Here is an 18,246-nt window from a genome sequence, read left to right as displayed (position 1 = left end):
ATGTCCTCGTCGCTGATCTGGGAGCAGGCCTCCCCCGCCCAGCACGGCATGTGGGTCACCGACAGGCTCGGGGGTGACCCGCGCGCCCACCACATGCCGCTGCTCATCCGGCTGACCGGGGAGCTGGACCGGACCGCGCTCGCCGCCGCGTGCGCCGCCGTCGTCGAACGCCATCCCCTGCTGGGCAAGGCCCTCGCCGACCGCGACGGCGTGGTCGGCCTCGTCCCCGCCGCGACACCTCCCGCCCTCGAACCGGGCCCCGCCGAGGTGGATTTCGACCTCGCCACCGGCCCCCTGACCCGGTTCATCCTGACCTCGACCGGATCCGAGCACGAACTACTCGTGGTCGCCCACCACGCGATCTTCGACGGAGTCTCCAAGGACCTCCTGGTCCGCGACCTCGCCCTGGCCTACAGCGGTTCGCCCCTTCCACCCCCCGTGACCTCGGAGTCCGACCCGGCCGACATCGCCGCCGCCACGGAATTCTGGCGCCCCCGCTGGCGCGACCCCGTCAAACTCGCCCTCCCCGGCCTGACCGCCCTCTCCCTGCGCGCCACCCCCGCCGACACAATCGACCTCAAACTCGACCCCGAACTCGGCCAGCTCGCCGAATCGCTCGGCGTCACCCGCTTCGAAGCCCTGGTCGCCCTCCTGCACACCCTCCTGTACGGCTACCGCCCCGGCCCTCAGACCCTCGCCGTCGACCTCTCCACCAGAACCGCCGCGGACCAGGACACCATCGGCCTGTACTCCAACGAGCTACCCGTCTTCACCACCCCGAACTCGACCGACTCCTTCGCCCAGTTCGCCCGCAACGTCCGCGCCGAGCTCCGCGAGATCTACCGCCACCGCCGCGTCCCCATCGCCCGCGCGGTGACCGGGATCACGCCACGGGCGGCGCTGGCCCCGGTCTCGCTCAGCTACCGCAAACGGTCCACGCCGGATCCCGAGTTTCCCGGCCTCACCAACTCGGTCGAATGGATGACCGCCAACGGCGCGATCAGAAACACCCTGCACGTCCAGGTCGTCGACGGGATCGGCGCGCGGCTGTCCTTCGATCCGGCCTGCCTGAGCCGGGCGTCCGCCGACCTGGTCGCCGCCGACCTGGCTGGGCTGCTGGCCACGCTGGCGGCGACGCCGTACAGGCGGCTGCGGGACCTGTCCCCCGCCCGACCGGGCGACCTGGCCACGCTGAACGCCCCCGCGACCGTGGCGCCGGCCGGTCCCGCCGACGACGGCATCCTGAGCGTGATGACCGCCATCTGGTGCGAGGTGCTCGGCATCGAGGAGGTGCACCCGGACGACGACCTGTTCGATCTGGGCGGCCACTCTCTCACGATCACACAGATCATCGCCCGGGTCGACAAGCGGCTGGGAGTCGAGCTCACCCTCGACACGTTCTTCGAGACCCCGACGCTCGCCGAACTGGTCGCCCAGGTGGAGGCGGCCCGCCCTGCCTCCCGTGGGGCGGGGCCACGATAACGCAGGCTTTGACGCGGCGGACCCGCTCAACCAAAGCGTCGGCGCGTCGAATACGGTGCCGTCTTCCTCAGACATGGTGAGCACCCACGACACGGTTCCGGGTGCTCTTGGAGGAGACGACGGATGGCCTCGATTTCCTCCATATCGGGCATCTGCACGTCCGTGACCACCACGTCGGGTTCTCGGCGAGAGGCCTGCTCAAGGGCCTCGACGCCGGTCCCGACGACTTCGACCTCGTCCACGGTTTCCAGTCCACGACCGAGACGGGCATCGAGCTCACCGATCTGGGTGGTCTGGCGTTCCAGTTCGATGCCTTGTCCCTCCACGCGCTCCTGGCCCCTACCCGAACGCCGTCCAGGTCCGTACTTGTCCTCATACCTGTGCCGGAGGTTCTGGCGACGGCCACCGAGCGACGATGGCGACGCGCTCCTGGAGGGGCTCTCGACAGGCGACAAAGCGGGTTTTACCAGGGCATATACCTCGCCTATACCGGCCTGTCCGATGCTCGATCTGAGCCGCCCCGGCTTCGCTCCGGTGGTAGGGCGAAACGGAAACGCGCGTGGTTCAACTGATTCTTTCGGCCCGGCACGACTCAATCAGAAAGGAGGCGATCATCCGGTGAAGCGCTCTTTGGCTCGTTTCAGAGATGAACTGCTGTCGGCAGTTCTTCCCGAATCCGACGCAGCGGCCAGCTGTACCGTATTCAGTCGCGCCTGTTACTACTGCTCCTCGAGCTACTCGAGGTTAGTGGTCACCTACAAGTGCTACCCCACCGGCGGCGGCTTTTACTACCAAAGCACCGACTACGGCTGCGGTAGCTGCTAATGCCGATCATCCCAGGGAGCTGCCGCGATCGCAGTTTGGCCGGCTCTCGTGGGTGATCTGATCGCTGGAATCTCCGGCATCGTGATGCTGATATGGATTGCGGTGCCGGCGTCCGGAAACCCCCACCCATTCTGTCTTTATCCGGGGCCGAATCATGATCGCATTCCAGGTAAGCCTGCTAATACTGACGTTGTGTCTGACTCTGCTCAACCTGGTGCTCATCCTGGGTATCGCACGAAAGGTTGGGCGGGGCGCAGGAGTGACGCCCATCCCGGCTGGGCACCTCCAACTGAGCTCGTCGCCGGGAACTCCTATAGGCGAGTTCGTGGCCACAAGTACACAGGGGGTGACGGTTAGTCGAGCCGCCCTCGAACTCGGTACCGTGTTCGCCTTCCTCTCGCCGGACTGCGCACCCTGCCAGCAGGCTATGCCGGCTTTCCTCTCCTACGCGACCATGAACAAGGGGACAGTCGTGTCCGTACTCTCCGGCGACTATGACGGGGATGTCATGGCCACATTGGAGGCGCTGGGCCCGGTTCTCGTCGAAGTGCCGAATGGGCCTGTGGCCAGGGCATTCGGTGTCATCGGAGTCCCCGTCTTCGTCACCGTGGGGGTCGGGAACGTGCTCGCGACCAGTTCGAAGATCGGCCCGGACTCAAGAATCACCATACCTGCGTAACGCCTATTTGCTCGACCGGGGTTGCTTGCCATGGAATTCTCCTACATAGCCCTTGGCTCGCTTTGTCTAGCTTTTACCTTTGGCGTGCTGCGCCGGAAGTTCGGCGTCGTGCATGTTCATGGGCCGAGCATGTACCCGCACCTGAACGCGGGCGACAGAGTCATTATCGCGCGCCGTCCGTCAAATTATGTGCGAGGGGACGTTGTGGTGATCACGCGTCCTGATTCGCCGGGGCAACTTATCAAGCGGATTGCGGCCGTTGCCGGTGACCGATTCCCGGGCGGGCTGGAAGCGGTGCCGCCGAACCATGTGTTCGTTCTCGGTGACAACCTGCCGTCCAGTATGGATTCGCGTCATTTCGGGTTCGTTCCGATGGACCGAGTAGTGGGGCGAATGATACGGCGGCTGACAATATAGCGTCTCCAATGGGACCTCGGCGCCTGTTTCCCTCTGATTGTTGTAGGTGACGGCTAGATGGCAGACTATTCCCTCCTATTCAGCGGAACTCTACTCGTCGTCGTCTTCCTCACCTCGAGCGTCGGGAAAATCTTCCACTACTCATCGTTCACGGACTCGGTCCGTGAAATGCGGCTCCTGCCCATCGGGGCGGTACCGAGTGCCACAATCCTGATAATAACCGCAGAGCTGATCGCCGCTCTGTCGATACTGGTAGGCCTGATGACGAACTCGGCTCTGCTCGTGTATGCCTTCGCCCTTTCTGCCGCGCTCTGCGTGGTATTCAATCTGGCGATCACAACCGTGATTCATCGAGGCAGCTCCGTGACCTGCAACTGTTTTGGACGACAGGCGTCGGAATTTTCCGCCCGGCACATCGTGCGCAACACCCTGCTTGTGGCCGCAGCTATCGTCGGTATGCTCAGCGCCGACGTCGGGGTCGGCTCCTGGACCACGGAAACAGGAATCACCATCGTCGCGGGATTGATCCTGTCGCTTCTGGTCATCCTGATGGACGACCTGGCAGATCTCTTCGCCTAGACGAGTGGGCCCGCCGGTATCCCCACGGTTTGGATGTCAGATTTCTATGAAATCAATGCGAGACAGCGTCCACACGACCGCCAGGGCATTTACCTTGGCCTGGCAGGCGAGGTCACGGCTCGTCATCCTGGCAGTGGTCATCGCCGTAACCACCGCCGCGGTACCCGTCACCGTCGCGTGGCTGACCAAATTCATTCTGGACGCCATCGTGATGAACCTTCCAGCCAGGACGCTGCTCGTTCTCGCGAGCCTGCTCGCGACGCTGGGGCTGGTCTCGAAGGCGCTGGTGGAGGGTTCGCGCTACTGTCAATCAGAGTTGGACAGATTGATCGCGCTGAAGGCGCAGAGCAGGCTGTACGTCGCACTCAACCGACTGCCCGGACTCGCGCACTTCGAAGATCCCGCCTTTCTCAACCAGTTGCAGCTGGCCCAGACCATGGGCGGTCGCACCCCCAGCCAGATCCTCTCCGGGTTCCTGGCCATCGCCGGAGCGGCCCTGGGCATCGCAGGTTTTGTCGGATCCCTGTTCTCCCTCAGCCCGATCATGGCCGGGGTGATCCTGATCAGTGTGGGGCCGACCCTACTGGCAGAGATTTCGCTTTCCCGGCGCCGGGTCTCCATGCACATGAGACTGGGCCCGCTCGAACGACGAGAGATCTTCTACGCCCAGTTGATGACCGACGGCCAGGCCGCGAAAGAGGTCCGGCTGTTCGGCATCGGCTCCTTCCTGCACACTCGGATGGTCTCCGAGCGGCAGGCGGCGAATGCCGAGAACCGGACATTGGATCGGCGTGACCTCGTAACCCAGCTAGCGCTTGGCGGCCTGGCGGCGCTGATCGCGGGAAGCGGTCTGGTCTGGACCATCATCCGCGCTCATGACGGTGCTCTGCTGGTAGGCGACATTTCGATGTTCATCGCCGCTGTGGGAGGGATGCAGGGTCAACTCGCCGGGCTCATCGGCCAAATGGCGCGAACCCATGAGCAGATCTCGTTGTTCAGGAGTTTCCTGGCCGTCGAGAGCACAGAACCAGACCTTGTCGTGGCGCCTCACCCCGTACCTGTCCCCTCCCTGTCCCAGAGCATCAGGCTGCATGATGTCTGGTTCCGCTACAGCGAAGAACATCCCTGGATTCTCCGCGGCGCGTCCCTCGAGATTCCGGCCGGGACGTCGATGGGCCTGGTGGGCCTAAACGGCGCGGGAAAGAGCACGATAGTGAAGCTCCTCACCCGCATGTACGACCCGAGCGCAGGACGTATCACCTGGGACGGGATCGATCTGAGGGACTTCGAGCCAGGCGAACTCAGAGCCAGAATAGGCGCCGTCTTCCAGGACTTCATGGCGTACGACATGTCGGCAAGGGAGAACATCGCGATCGGCCGGCTAGAACTCATGAAGGACACCCTCGCCATCGAAACCGCCGCTCACGAGGCGGGAATCGACGAAACGATTCACTCCCTCCCCCGCGGCTACGAAACCCTCCTGACCCGGCTGTTCATTGACGAGTCCAGCCAGGATGGCGACACCACCGGGGTATTCCTTTCCGGGGGCCAGTGGCAACGGGTGGCCCTTGCTCGCGCGATGCTCCGCCGTAACAGCGATCTCCTGATCCTCGACGAGCCGAGCTCCGGCCTGGACGCGGAGGCAGAACACGAGGTCCACACACGCATAGCGACCTTGCGGAGCGGCCGCACAAGCGTGCTCGTCTCACACCGGCTCGGCTCCATCCGACACGCCGATACGCTTGCCGTCCTTCATGACGGCGTCTTCGCCGAGGTCGGCCCGCACAACGAACTCATGACCCGAAACGGCCTATACGCCCGCCTGTTCAAACTCCAGGCGTCCGGCTATCGCGACCCGATCGTCACCCGCGCCTAAACAACCCCTTCGACAGTCACCGGGCGACGGGGCAAGCTGTCGCTTCAGCCATCGCCGGATCACATACGTCGGCTATCGTCACGCCGGTAGCGAACTATCCCGGCGGAAGGTTCCGGCTCGATGACGCAGCGCCAGCAGGTCACGGTCGACGTCCACGTCATCCTGGAGCAGACCGGGCACATCCTGTTGTGTCTGCGCGCGGGGACCGGCTATGCCGACGGCCTTTACTGTCTGCCCTCAGGCCACTTGGACGAGGGCGAGACCATCGTCGACTGTGCCATCCGGGAAGCCCGGGAAGAGGTCGGCATCACCATCGATCCGAAACACCTGCAACCCGCCACCGTCCTGCATCACCTCTCACCCGAAGGCCGCCCACGGGTGGGATTCTTCTTCGTTACGCACACCTGGACGGGCGAACCAACCAACGCCGAACCGAGCAAATGCGCAAAAGTCGACTGGGTGCCGGCTGATTTACTCCCGGACAACACGGTGCCCTACACCATGGCAGGCGTCGCACATTACCTGGCTGGGAAAACGGTGGGCTTGCACGGCTGGTGACGAGGGGATTCTGGCGATGATGACCGCCATCTAGTGCGAGGTGCTGGGCATCGACGAGGTGCACCCAGACGATGACCTGTTCGATCTGGACGGTCACTCGCCCACGATCACGCAGATCATCGCCCGGGTGGACCCACGCCCGGTAAGTCGACAAGGCAAACATTGCCTGATGCGGCGCTAGCTAGTTTGCCCTGCGTGGAGTAGGGACAATCAACACGGTCGGCCAGTTGAGATCGGAGTTCTTGATGTTCCCGCTCATCCGATCGCCCAGCTCAAGACATGGAGGATCCCGAGGAAGCCCGTATCGCGCGGAACATCTCGCCAAGGCTATTCATGTTCTTCAACCCGCGAAGCCGCCGCGTCGTGAAAGGGGCTCACTTTAGGCATGACCGCGCAACCTCCAGGCAGATGCCGGGTTTCTCTTTCGCTGAGCTGCGGATATGTGGCCGACCTGCACGTTTGAGTATCTCTGGATCCCGGATGGTGAGCCCGAACGGGACCAGGCATGGGTGAGATGACCTCGTTGATCATTTTGAGGCGAGCTGGAATTTAAGTCATCCTTCTAGTTATTTGCGGATCCGTACGGGATATATCTCAGTCAAGGCCAAGGCTAAGGACACACTGGGGTTGATCGGTGATCGAAGACGTTATCGTGGGTGTCCTGGTCGAGGTACTCGCGGCCACAGGGCGACGGCTTGGAATCGCGGCGAAGGGCAGGCGCGGTCAGCGTCGGCGAGAGGAGCTCGAACTCGCACGCTGGTTCGACACGTACAAGCTGGCGGACCTGGGCCCGAACGTCGGCGAGTTACCAGCCGGAGTGTCCGGGGAGGACGTGGCCTCGGTCCTGTATGGCGACGAGTTCCAGGCCCTTCTGCACGAGTTGCTCGCGGTTCGCTTGACCGACGCCCCCGAAATCGACGCCAAACGAGTGCGCGTGAGCTTCGAACAAATATTCCGGCCTGCATTTCCTGACGTGGACATAGCGCTGCTCACGCAGGAACTCTTCGCCTACTACGACGGGGAGTCACGCAGAATCGCGGACGAACTCAAGGCCGCCGACCCCCTCTTGATCGCCCAGCTTCGCGATGAGGCGAGTAGCGCGAGAATAGTCGCGACGTTACATGCCATCGAACGGCACACGGCCGCACTGTCCACGCGCGCTGATCCGACGATCGAAGCCGACTTCCTGCTGCGATACCGGAGACATCTGGCCGAACACTACGGGCGTCTGGAACCTCCGGATTTCGAGAGGCGACGGCGAATTGAGATCGGAAAGCTCTATGTCTCGCCCACCATCACGCAGGTAATCGAGGGAGAACCGAACCAGCAGCCACGGGAGATCGACCTCACCCGGCTGGATCAGGAAATCGACCAGACCGTGCTGCTGGGCGATCCGGGCGGCGGAAAGACAACCGCAGCTCAGGTCCTAGTCCATCGGCACGCCATCGACCCCACCTGCCGGACACCGTTCCTAGTCACCTTGCGAGAGTTCGCCGCCGCCGGACTGCCGGAGCGCTCCGTAGTCAGCCATATCGAGCAGCGGCTCGAAGCCTTCTATCAATGCGCCGCACCCACGGGCATGGTAGCGCGATTGTTATTGGCGGGTAATGCGTTGGTCGTGTTCGACGGTCTCGACGAACTGGTCGACACTTCTCGCCGAGCAGAGGTCACTGCGATAATCGAGCGGTTCTGCACAGAGTATCCCGCTGCACGGGTACTAGTCACATCACGGTTGGTCGGATACGACCAGGCCCGGCTCGACGAACGGCAGTTCATGTGCTACCGGATCTCTGGATTCGACGACGGCCATGTCGAAAAATATGTCCGGAACTGGTTCGCGCAGGAAGAGCTTCAGGACAGTGAAGTCGATCGCTGGACTGAAGCCTTCATGAATGAGAGCGCAAGCGTGTCGGATTTACGGTCCAATCCGCTCATGCTCGCTCTGATGTGCATCCTGTATCGCGGTGAGGGTTCTATTCCACGTAACCGGCCGGAGGTTTATGAAAGATGTGCGAATCTTCTCTTCCGCAAATGGGACGCGCGGAGGAGCATACATCTCGAACTTCGTGCCCGACACCTTGTCGAACCGGCCCTCCGCTATCTGGCCCACTGGCTGCTGACCAGCGATGAACCGCGGGCCGCGGTGACTGAGCGGCAACTGGTCCGCGAGGCCACCAAATTCCTCCATATCCGGGGCTTTGAGCTGATAGAGGACGCAGAAGAGGCCGCGAAGGAGTTCGTGTCCTTCAGCCGGGGACGAATGTGGGTGTTCACTGACGCCGGGACGACCGGACGTGGGGAGACACTTTTCACTTTTACCCACCGCACGTTTCTGGAATACTTCGCGGCCGCACACCTGTCTGCTATATGCGATACACCGGAAAAACTTGCCCGGACGCTACTGCCGCACGTCGCTAAGCAGGAATGGGATGTGGTCGCCGCGCTCGCGATCCAGATGAAAGACAATGCGATAGATCGCGGGGCCGAGCGAATATTCGCTATCATGATAGCCGACCGGCGACGCCGATCGGTAAGCAGCCGGAGCAATATCCTCCAGTTCTTGGCACGCTGCCTGAGATCGATAGACCTGCCACCACATGTGATTCGGAACCTTACCCGAAGCATTCTCGATCATGTTTTCGACGGCCACCCAGAAGAATCCGAGCGATATCTTCCGCTAAGTTGGCTACTGGAGAGTTGCATTGCCAGCTGCGAATTAGTAAAGGAGGAGGTAGCCGAACGAGCCGGTGCGATGATCGCGTCCCCCGACAAGGCCATCCATGCGAATGGAATACGACTGCTGGCGTGGATAAATTCCGGCACGGACATCCAGCGAGACAACCACCGACCAGATGATACGCTCTCTGCGTTTTGGAATGAATTCAGACGAGAGAGCATCGAGAGAAATCGTGAACACATCGCGGCAATCTGGCGGACCGACTCCGGGCTCAGGAAGATCGCACTCGAGGCGGAGATAGTCCGGATCGATGAGATACTCAACGAGGAAGGCGGCCTGCTCTCATTGTTTCGATTTCACGAAACGGGAATCTTTGGAATCACGTATGTTCCGTATTTATATGACCACGCATGGTGCCTTGTCAGAGGGTACAAGAACGAAGACTCCTTGGCCAGGAACGCGACTCAGATTGTTCAAGACCTCCAGACGCTTGGACTTCATATTATTAATCATGCCGACCCCTTTCCATTGACCGACATAGAGGGATGGAACAATTTCTTCTCAAATACGCATGACAATGGTTCATATAAGTACGAGATCCCGGACAATATGGCATACCTGGGCGCACTGATGATCATCCTTTGCATAGCTGAACAGTTACCTGGTCTACCACCGGATACGCACTCCGACCTATCGCTGGGTCCGTTGAACGAAGCATATCGCTACATAATGAGACGCTGGCAGAGAGACGAGCCTACAGATCTACCGCCGCTGCCCATTCCCCATCAATTTCACCAGAAACTGAAAGATTGGGCGGACGGCCGAGCCGATGTCGTAGCTCATTCCAGCACGAGAGCTTAAATGAAAGTTGGAGGCCCAAGCCGGTCTTGGCGAGGAAGCCGCTGATCAGCGTGGGCCGGTACGGCATCCGCTTGAGCCGGTTCTTGACCGCATCAAGACCACATCATGCCCGGTACGCGTACCCCTGTGCCAACCAAAGATCACCATCGAGAAGTGCGCCAGGGGTTGAGCCAAGCGCGGCCACGTATGCCCGATCGTGACGAACATGTGCCCACAGATCGCACTCGGCACGCAAGTACGTGCTCCACCGGCAGGGCGGCGCTCTCGTCTTTCGGCGGCCCAAGAAGAATATGCCCAAGCGGTCATCGTGGTCTGGCCTATCCACGGGCACTGGCATTGTGGGCGTCCTGGTGTGGTGGCTGACCAGCCGGTGATCCGCTCGACTTGGAGTGGTTCCGGAATGCCTCACGCCCACGAATCGTGGCGAATCATTTCTACGGCTCGGCCAAGCCGGGGCCAGCAGAGCAGGTCGCCGCGTCCGGACAGGGAAAGCAGCCAGTCGACCCCGCCCGGACGCGGCGGGTCTTCAGGCGCGCGCCGCGTCGAAGCGCGCGATGACGTCGTTCCAGTTGATCAGAGACCACAGCTTCTCGACGTAGTCCGGCCGGACGTTCTTGTACTGCAGGTAGTAGGCGTGCTCCCAGGCGTCGAACACCAGGAGCGGCGTGGAGCTCATGCCGACGTTGCCGTGGTGGTCGTAGACCTGCTCGACGATCAGCCGTCGGCCGAGCGGCTCCCAGGCCAGTACGCCCCAGCCGGACCCCTGCACGGTCGCGGTCGCGGTCGTGAGCTGCTTCTGGAAGGCCTCGAACGAGCCGAAGTGCTCGGTGATCGCGTCGCCGAGCTCGCCGTCGGGGCGGTCGCCGCCATCCGGGGAGAGGTTCTGCCAGAAGATCGTGTGCAGCACGTGGCCCGACAGGTTGAACGCGTAGGTCTTCTCCAGGCCGACCAGGCCGCTGAAGTCGCCCTTGTCCCGCACCTCGGCCAGGCGGTCGAGGGTGTCGTTGGCGCCCTTCACGTAGGCCGCGTGGTGCTTGCTGTGGTGCAACTCCAGGATCTCGCCCGTGATAGCCGGCTCCAGAGCCGCGTAGTCATAGGGCATATCCGGAAGGGTGTACTGGCCCACTGCCATCCTCCTTATTGCACATTATTCGCAACAGCGATGAGTACACAATAAGGGAAGGGTGGACCCTGCGGCGGCTGGCGGCGGCGTTGGGGCGCAGTGTGCCGTGGGTGCGCGCTTGGCTCACGGAGTCGACGCGGCCGTAGACATGAGGTACCAGTAGAGACCGGCACCCCGTGACCGTCGACGTGCCAAGCGCTTCAGTTCTCGCCGCGTACCAGCTCGGGGCGGAAGGCGATGATGAGTCCGAGCGTCGTGTATCCCACGAGCAAATGGGACGCACCGATGAGGTTCCCGGCCGAGAGGCCGAGGATTCCCATAGCGGGCAGGGTCACGACCGCCCAGCTTTCGGCGACGAGCGGCCACAGGCGGGCCAGTCCGCGCCACCGGCCGGTGAGCGCGATCTTGATGCTGATCACGAACATGCCCAGCATCGAGAGCGGCCAGAACGCGTCCAGGACTGCCAGCCAGACGGCGTCCCGCTCGGACGGGAAGAACGCGTGGACCACGGTCCACACCATGGCCAGGGCCAGCAGCACCCGCTCGACTGTCAACATGGCCCGTGCCGTGCGGGTCACGCCGGTGGCGTTGGTACGGGACATGAGCGAGATGAGGGACAAAGCGCCGAACTGGAACGCGAAGCTACCCAGGTCGGTGAGCACGATGCCCATCTCGGACGAGGGCTGGAAACCGTAGATGAAGCTGACGGCCGACCAGGTCAGCGCCCCGGTGGAAAGGCTCAGGGCCAGCCGGCGCACCGTCGTGTCGGTGAGCCGCCCGGATGGAGAGCTGGTGACGGCGTGCGGTGTGCGGGTCTCAGTCATCGTTGTTCCTCGTTTCGGTAGGCGGTGCGGGTCACCGCGGCAACGAGGACGATCCTGGTAAACCACCAACCTGAGCAGTCAGGGCATCTTGTCCCAATTCCCGGCACCTCTCGCGTCCTAGGACGAGTGGGACGCGGGTCCTAGGGACATCGCAGGCCTGGTGAGGCACACTTTCCTGGTGCAGATTCTGACGGCGCGGCTGGGTCCTGGGCCCGTGCTCTTCGCGATCGCGGCGACCGCCACGCCGGCGGCGATGCTCATCGACATGGAGGTGCCGAACGCCCACCGCGCCGTGCTCGGCCTGCAGCCCGGCGGGTTCGACGCCATGACGGGGGTCGCGCTGGCCACGGCCGGCATGGTGGTGCTCGCCCGGTATCCGCGCCATTCCCTCGGCCTGCTGATGTCGGCCTTCGGCGCCTGGTGGGCGCTGGACGGCACGGCGTCCTCGTGGCTCGCCTACGCCACCATGCACGATCCCGCGCTTCCGGGCGCGTCCGCGGCCTTCTCCGTCTACCAGCGATTCGGCGCGGGTCTGCTCCTGCTGCTGCCCCTGGTGCTGCTGCTGTTCCCGGACGGGAGGCTGCCCTCGGGGTGGTGGCGGGTGGTCTCGCTGGTCAGCCTCGGGCTGACGAGCCTGCTCCCGCTGGCGCTGATCGCGGCGCCGTCCGGCATCGCCCAGGCGACCTCCGAGCCCGGGCCGATTCCCGCGCCATTGCTGGCGCTGAACCTCGATCCGCTCTATTTTCCCCTGCCGGACGTCGTCTGGACCGGTGTGCTGCTGGTGGCTCAACTGTGCGTCCCGCTGAGCCTGCTCGCTCCGTTCGTCGTGGTGGTACGACGCTACCGGACGGAGACCGGCATCGGCCGGATGCGGATGCGCTGGCTGCTGTGGGCGGCCGTGGTCGACCTGCTGGTCATGCTGACGTTCCGGCTGCTGCCCGGTTGGTTCGGCTCCGTCGGCCTGACCGTCGCCGTGGCCCTCACGGCCGGATCGGTCGCGATCGGGATCGTGCGACCGGATCTCGTCGACGTCGACCGGCTGCTCGGCGGGACCTTGGTGTACGGCATCCTGCTCGCCCTGACGTTCGTCCTCGATCTGCTGGTCCTCGGGAGCGCCGGCCGGCTCCTGGGGTCACGTTTGAACGAGGGCGAACGCCTGGTCATCGCCGTCTTCGCGGTCGCGATCGTGTACGCGCAGCTGCGGCACCGGATGTGGCGCTTGGTGCGACGCTGGGTCGTCGGGGATCGGGACGACCCTTACCACGTGATGTCCGGGCTCGCCGAGCGGCTCGAACGGACCGACGACTCCGAAGCGCAACTCCTCACCCTCGCCCGGGCGGTGGCCCGGGCCTTCCGGACGCCGTACGTGGGCGTGGAGATCACCGACGTGAGCGGCGAACCGCTGCTGGTCGAAGACGGCGAACGTCCCGCCGAGACACGGGCGCTGCCCATCGCCTATCGGGGGGAGACGATCGGGCGGCTGTTGCTGCCGCCCCAGGTCGCCCGCCGGAGCAGGCTCACCTCCGGCGACGAACGGCTCCTGGCGGATCTGATCCGCCAGGCGGCCGCGGCCGCCCGTGCCGTACGCCTGGCGGAGGAGTTGCAGCGCAGCCGTGAGCGCATCGTCTCGGCCGTGGAGGATGAACGCCGGCGCCTGCGGCGCGAACTCCACGACGGCCTGGGGCCGACGCTGGCGGCGGTCGCCTCACGGATCGACACTGCTCGGATCACCGCGCGCCGCTCGGGCGAGGACGCGGACCGGATCCTCGGCCTGGCCCGTCAGGAGCTCACCGGGATGCTCGCCGAGGTACGGCGCCTGGTGCACGGCCTGCGTCCACCCGCGCTCGACGACGTCGGCCTGGTCGGGGCGATCCGCCAGCAGGCGGAGCGGTTGCGAGCCCCGGGCCTGACCGTCCGGGTCGAGGAGCGCGGTGACCTGACCGGCCTGCCGGCCGCGGTCGAGGTGGCCGCGTACCGGATCGCGTCGGAGGCGCTCACCAACGTGGTCCGTCATGCCAAGGCCACCGAGTGCGTGGTGTCGCTCACCCGCGACATTGAAGACGGGTGCCTCGACGTGGTGGTCGAGGACGACGGCGTCGGCTTCGCCGCCGAGGCGGTGGCCGGTGTGGGACTGGTGTCGTTGCGTGAACGAGCCGCCGAACTCGGTGGGTCGTGCGCGGTGACCTCCGCAATGCCGAAGGGCACGCGGGTGCGGGCTCGGCTGCCCGTCGCGCCTTCCCCTGTGCTCGCGGCCAAAAGAGAGGTGGCGGTATGACACGGCCGGTGCGAGTCCTCGTGGTGGACGACCACCCGGTGTTCCGTGAAGGCTTCGCGGCACTGCTGAGCAGCATCGACGAGGTCGAGGTCGTCGGGACCGCCTCGACCGGCGTCGAGGCCCTCGAGCAGGCCGCCCGGCGGGAACCCGACGTGGTGGTCATGGACGTGCAGATGCCCGATATGGATGGAATCGAGGCCACCCGTCGTCTGCTTCAGGAGCGCCCGGAGACCGGTGTCGTGGTGCTCACCATGTCCGAGGAGGACGGCACCATATTCGACGCGCTCCGTGCCGGCGCCCGTGGCTACCTGCTCAAAGGCGCCGAGCCGGACGAGGTGGTCCGCGCGATCACCACCGTGGCCGGCGGCGGCGTCGCGTTCGGAGCGGTCCTGGCCTCGCGCATCGCCGACTTCCTGGCCCCCAGGCCGCAGAGCGCCACCGTCACGCCGTTCCCGACGCTGACCGCCCGGGAACACGAGGTGCTCGACCTACTGGCGGCCGGCCTGTCGAACGGCCAAATCGCCACACGACTGTTCCTGTCACAGAAGACCGTACGCAACCACGTCTACGCGGTGCTCCAGAAACTCCAGGCCGCCGACCGCGCGGAAGCGATCATCCGCGCTCGAGACGCCGGCCTCGGCCGCTGACACCTCGCCGGGACTGTTGCAGTGGCCGTAAGTTAACGGATATCGCGTGAGGGCGCGCCATCGCCGTGTGAGCCCTCTGGGTGCTACGGCAGATCTGCGGTCGATCTTCGATTGCGGAACCGGTGCGGGACGACAGAGTCTGACCTGAAATTTTCACGGTTCGGCGTGACATCACTACAGTTCGCCTGCTCACCGTCCTCCCTGGTGCTTGACCCCGCTGAGGGTCCGAACCACACTCCGCCGGAGTGCGCGCCGGTCTATGCCAGCAAATGTTAACGCAAACAGTTTTCGGACGCGGATCGGCACCAACAGCCAAGAGGAGGAGACATGACGCAAGATCAGCCCGTGAACAGCGAGCGAAGGCTGCTGAGCCGGAGAGCCGTCCTGACGACGATGGGGGCCCTGCCGGTCCTCACGGCCACGACCGCGGTCGTGGGGGTCTCGGGAGCTGCCGCCGCGACGGCGGTCATCGATCCGTTGACGCTGCGGCAGACGATCCGAGGCTTCGGCGGCATGACTCACACGGCCTGGATCGGCGACCTGACAGCTGCCCAGCGGGACACGGCGTTCGGCACCGGCGAGGGCCGGCTGGGGTTTTCCGTGCTGAGGATTCCCGTCCCCGAGAATCAGGCGGACTGGAGCCGTGATCTGGCGACGGCGAGGCGCGCGACCGAGCTCGGGGCGACCGTCATCGCGTCGCCGTGGAATCCCCCCGCCAGCATGGTCGAGACCTTCGTCCGCGGCAGCCAGACCGACGCGAAACGCCTCAGGTCCAACATGTACGGCGCCTACGCCCAGCACCTGAACGACTTCAACACGTTCCTGCGGAACAACGGGGTGAACCTGTACGGCATATCCGTGCAGAACGAGCCCGATTACGCGCATGACTGGACGTGGTGGACTCCCGCAGAAATGGTCCGGTTCCTGCGGGAGAACGCCGGCTCGATCGGCACCAGGGTCATCGCGCCCGAGTCCTTCCAGTACCTGAAGAACATGTCGGACCCGATCCTCAACGACTCCGCGGCGCTCGCCAACGTGGACATCATTGGGGCTCACCTCTACGGCACGTCGTTCGCGAACTTCCCCTATCCCCTCTTCAAGCAGAAGGGCGCGGGCAAAGAACTCTGGATGACCGAGGTCTACTACCCCAACAGCAGCGATTCGGCGGACCTCTGGCCTCAGGCGCTCGACGTGGGGGAGCACATCCACCGCGCCATGGTGGACGCGGAGTTCCAGGCGTACATCTGGTGGTACATCCGGCGCAGTTACGGCCCCATGCGGGAGGACGGCCAGATCAGCAAACGCGGTGCCATGATGGCGCACTTCGCCAGGTTCGTCCGCCCCGGATATGTACGGATCGGGGCGACGGCGAATCCGGCGTCGAACGTCTACGTCTCGGCATACAAGGGCGGCAACTCCACGGTCGTCATCGTCGCCATCAACAAGGGGACCTCCGCGGTGAGCCAGCAGTTCACCATCGCGAACAGCACCGCATCGAGTGTCTCGTCCTGGCTGACCGACGCGAGCAGAAACGTCGCGCCCCAGGGAACGACGAGCATGTCGAACGGCTCCCTCACCGTCACACTCCCCGCTCGAAGCATGATGACCTTCGTGACCAGCGTGGGCCCTGGCCCTTCGCCCACCCCGACGCCCACCCCGACGCCGAGTGGCGGCACAGGTCAGTTCCGGGTCACCTACACGATGAACTCCTGGAACAACGGCTTCACCGCCGGCATCAGCATCACCAACACCGGGACCTCGACGATCAACGGCTGGACGCTGGTCTTCACCCTGCCCTCCGGCCAGTCCATCACCTCGGGCTGGAACGCCACCTACACTCCCTCCAGCGGCCAGGTGAGCGCCCGCAACGTCAGCCACAACGGCACGCTCGCACCCGGAGCAACCATCGACATCGGCTTCCAGGCCACCCACACCGGCAACACCGCCGAACCGACCGCCTTCACCCTGAACGGCATCCCCTGCGTCGTGACCTGATAGCTCCCGAGCCCGACGTGCGAAGGACCTCTAAACGACGGAGGGGCCGCATCCGGAAGCGTCGTTATTTGCGTCGCACACACATGCTGCTGCGATGATGGATATTGCCCCGCTGACAGAGGCCGTCAGTCCGGCCTCTGTCACCCACGTGAGGACTCGCCTGTCGGATACCGAGCATGAACTGGCATGCCGCCTGGCAGGGCACGCCGGCCACTTTGCCAATATAAAGATCGGCCTGCTATCCCCGGTAGGCGGCAGTGCTCTCACGCACCACCAATTCGGTGCTCAACTCGACTCGCTTCTGCTGGAGCGGTTCACCGCCGGCCATAGTGATCACCATGGCAGCAGCAGTAGCGCCCATCTCCGTCAAGGGCTGATGGACCGTCGTCAATGGCGGGATTGCCCAGCGCCAGGCTGGCATGTCGTCGAAGCCGACCACGCTCAGGTCATCGGGGACGCGTAGACCCAGTTCGCGCGCTCCATGGTAAACCCCGATGGCTTGACCGTCGTTGGAGGCGAAGATCGCGGTGGGCGGCTCAGGCAATTTCATCAAGCGGCGAGTGTGGATCACTCCATCCTGGATCTGAAATTCCCCCTGACAGATTAGATCGGGATCTATTTGCACACCCGCTCCATCGAGCGCGGCACGGTAGCCATCCAGGCGAGCTCGACTGGAGAGGGCGAATTCAGGTCCAGTGATCATCGCAATGCGACGATGGCCGAGGTCAAGCAGATGACGCGTGGCCTCCAGGCCACCACTCCAATTCGCGGCCCCCACGGAGGGGACCCCGAACCCAGGATTCCCAGCGGGATCCAGTACCACCAAAGGGATCCCCTGAGTGGCCAGTCGCACGCGCTGGTTGTCCGTGGGACCGGAAAAGACAGTGATCAGGCCGGCGGGCCGACGACTGAGCATGGCCATGATCCACCTGTCCGGGGGTGTGTGCCGATCACCCAGTTCGGAGATCACCACGCTCATGTTCTTCGCATGCGCCACGCGCTGCACGCCTTTGACGATCTCAACGGGGTATTCACCCGCCAAGGCGTGGAACGCTACCTCGATAACGTTCGTCGGCCTGATCTGGCGGCGCTGCCTGCGGTAACCGTGTTCCGCGATGAGCTTTTCAACTAGTGCTCGGGTCTCAGGGCCCACTTCTGAACGGCCGTTGACAACCTTGGACACCGTTGCGGTAGAGACCCCGGCCAACCCCGCCAACTGAGTGAGGGTGAGTGGCTGGCTAGGGGACGCAGACGCTCCCTCTGTCGAGGCCATGTTCGGAGTGTATCGGTGCGATTTTCGGTCCGGGATCATGACCGTTCCTGCTGCTCCTCCCGGTTCAGGTGTAGCCAGCCCTAGCTCTGGACGAACGTTAACTCGACAATTGTGGTCCAAGGGGCCGAAATTTTCATGCTCCATCTCATGGCCAT

15 protein-coding genes are annotated in these 18,246 nt (G+C 64.0%); 11 read left to right on the top strand and 4 right to left on the bottom strand.

Translation table 11 applies throughout. From position 1 onward, the window contains the following. Entirely contained in the window at positions 1-1,482 is a 1,482-nt protein-coding gene (locus Aple_RS28190) for a condensation domain-containing protein (RefSeq protein WP_170321695.1), read from the top strand. Between the two features lie 26 nt (positions 1,483-1,508). Here the strand turns inward: Aple_RS28190 and Aple_RS52225 are convergent, their stop codons facing one another. Continuing rightward, entirely contained in the window at positions 1,509-1,724 is a 216-nt protein-coding gene (locus Aple_RS52225; protein ID WP_246264837.1) for a response regulator, read from the bottom strand. A 737-nt stretch (positions 1,725-2,461) separates the two neighbouring features. Between Aple_RS52225 and Aple_RS28180 the strand changes: the two genes are divergently transcribed. The 7 genes from Aple_RS28180 to Aple_RS28150 all read left to right on the top strand — a co-directional run bounded on the left by Aple_RS28180 (position 2,462) and on the right by Aple_RS28150 (position 9,954). Then, positions 2,462-2,986: a TlpA family protein disulfide reductase gene (locus Aple_RS28180; RefSeq protein WP_218038536.1), complete on the top strand. Its 525-nt coding sequence runs from the start codon at positions 2,462-2,464 to the stop codon at positions 2,984-2,986. Between the two features lie 30 nt (positions 2,987-3,016). Continuing rightward, on the top strand, positions 3,017-3,403 hold the full coding sequence (lepB, locus tag Aple_RS28175; protein ID WP_155347742.1) for a signal peptidase I: 387 nt from the start codon (positions 3,017-3,019) through the stop codon (positions 3,401-3,403). Positions 3,404-3,460: 57 nt separating this feature from the next. Then, entirely contained in the window at positions 3,461-3,982 is a 522-nt protein-coding gene (locus Aple_RS28170) for a MauE/DoxX family redox-associated membrane protein (RefSeq protein WP_155347741.1), read from the top strand. Positions 3,983-4,037: 55 nt separating this feature from the next. Then, positions 4,038-5,858 carry an ABC transporter ATP-binding protein gene (locus Aple_RS28165; RefSeq protein WP_170321693.1) on the top strand — a complete coding sequence of 607 codons (1,821 nt, stop codon included), beginning with the start codon at positions 4,038-4,040 and terminating at the stop codon, positions 5,856-5,858. A 120-nt stretch (positions 5,859-5,978) separates the two neighbouring features. Beyond that, on the top strand, positions 5,979-6,416 hold the full coding sequence (locus tag Aple_RS28160) for an NUDIX hydrolase (RefSeq protein ID WP_155347739.1): 438 nt from the start codon (positions 5,979-5,981) through the stop codon (positions 6,414-6,416). Positions 6,417-6,456: 40 nt separating this feature from the next. Next, positions 6,457-6,597 (top strand): hypothetical protein, encoded by a 141-nt coding sequence (locus tag Aple_RS56385; protein ID WP_155347738.1) that lies wholly within the window; start codon positions 6,457-6,459, stop codon positions 6,595-6,597. A gap of 453 nt (positions 6,598-7,050) precedes the next feature. After that, complete coding sequence (locus Aple_RS28150; protein ID WP_155347737.1) at positions 7,051-9,954, top strand: NACHT domain-containing protein; 2,904 nt, start codon at positions 7,051-7,053, stop codon at positions 9,952-9,954. A 526-nt stretch (positions 9,955-10,480) separates the two neighbouring features. On the opposite strand, the gene Aple_RS28145 is transcribed toward Aple_RS28150, so the two are convergent. Together Aple_RS28145 and Aple_RS28140 are read right to left on the bottom strand one after the other, a co-directional pair. Continuing rightward, a complete protein-coding gene (locus Aple_RS28145; RefSeq protein WP_246264832.1) occupies positions 10,481-11,080 on the bottom strand; it encodes a superoxide dismutase in 600 nt (199 codons plus the stop codon). Between the two features lie 197 nt (positions 11,081-11,277). After that, positions 11,278-11,901 carry a hypothetical protein gene (locus Aple_RS28140; RefSeq protein WP_155347735.1) on the bottom strand — a complete coding sequence of 208 codons (624 nt, stop codon included), beginning with the start codon at positions 11,899-11,901 and terminating at the stop codon, positions 11,278-11,280. A 178-nt stretch (positions 11,902-12,079) separates the two neighbouring features. On the opposite strand from Aple_RS28140, the gene Aple_RS28135 reads away from it, so the two are divergent. The 3 genes from Aple_RS28135 to xynC all read left to right on the top strand — a co-directional run bounded on the left by Aple_RS28135 (position 12,080) and on the right by xynC (position 16,818). Next, complete coding sequence (locus Aple_RS28135) at positions 12,080-14,176, top strand: sensor histidine kinase (RefSeq protein ID WP_155347734.1); 2,097 nt, start codon at positions 12,080-12,082, stop codon at positions 14,174-14,176. Next, positions 14,173-14,823 carry a response regulator gene (locus Aple_RS28130; protein WP_155347733.1) on the top strand — a complete coding sequence of 217 codons (651 nt, stop codon included), beginning with the start codon at positions 14,173-14,175 and terminating at the stop codon, positions 14,821-14,823. The genes Aple_RS28135 and Aple_RS28130 overlap by 4 nt, the downstream gene beginning before the upstream one ends. A gap of 327 nt (positions 14,824-15,150) precedes the next feature. Then, positions 15,151-16,818, top strand: coding sequence for a glucuronoarabinoxylan endo-1,4-beta-xylanase XynC (gene xynC / locus Aple_RS28125; RefSeq protein WP_155347732.1), 1,668 nt, complete (start codon positions 15,151-15,153; stop codon positions 16,816-16,818). A 238-nt stretch (positions 16,819-17,056) separates the two neighbouring features. Here xynC and Aple_RS28120 read toward each other — a convergent pair whose 3' ends face one another. Further along, complete coding sequence (locus Aple_RS28120; protein ID WP_155347731.1) at positions 17,057-18,091, bottom strand: LacI family DNA-binding transcriptional regulator; 1,035 nt, start codon at positions 18,089-18,091, stop codon at positions 17,057-17,059. Positions 18,092-18,246 lie beyond the last annotated feature (155 nt).

The sequence above is a fragment of the Acrocarpospora pleiomorpha genome, from assembly GCF_009687885.1.
Lineage (GTDB): Bacteria > Actinomycetota > Actinomycetes > Streptosporangiales > Streptosporangiaceae > Acrocarpospora > Acrocarpospora pleiomorpha.
Note: the sequence above shows the minus strand (reverse complement) of the source record. Positions and strands in the feature narration are given on the sequence as shown.

Bases quoted from the DNA above. Each gene is read 5' to 3' on its own strand.
- Aple_RS28120 (WP_155347731.1), bottom strand. From the start codon at position 18,091: ATGGCCTCGACAGAGGGAGCGTCTGCGTCCCCTAGCCAGCCACTCACC.
- Aple_RS28130 (WP_155347733.1), top strand. From the start codon at position 14,173: ATGACACGGCCGGTGCGAGTCCTCGTGGTGGACGACCACCCGGTGTTC.
- Aple_RS28190 (WP_170321695.1), top strand. From the start codon at position 1: ATGTCCTCGTCGCTGATCTGGGAGCAGGCCTCCCCCGCCCAGCACGGC.
- Aple_RS28165 (WP_170321693.1), top strand. From the start codon at position 4,038: ATGCGAGACAGCGTCCACACGACCGCCAGGGCATTTACCTTGGCCTGG.
- Aple_RS28160 (WP_155347739.1), top strand. From the start codon at position 5,979: ATGACGCAGCGCCAGCAGGTCACGGTCGACGTCCACGTCATCCTGGAG.
- Aple_RS28170 (WP_155347741.1), top strand. From the start codon at position 3,461: ATGGCAGACTATTCCCTCCTATTCAGCGGAACTCTACTCGTCGTCGTC.
- Aple_RS28140 (WP_155347735.1), bottom strand. From the start codon at position 11,901: ATGACTGAGACCCGCACACCGCACGCCGTCACCAGCTCTCCATCCGGG.
- Aple_RS28180 (WP_218038536.1), top strand. From the start codon at position 2,462: ATGATCGCATTCCAGGTAAGCCTGCTAATACTGACGTTGTGTCTGACT.
- lepB (WP_155347742.1), top strand. From the start codon at position 3,017: ATGGAATTCTCCTACATAGCCCTTGGCTCGCTTTGTCTAGCTTTTACC.
- xynC (WP_155347732.1), top strand. From the start codon at position 15,151: ATGACGCAAGATCAGCCCGTGAACAGCGAGCGAAGGCTGCTGAGCCGG.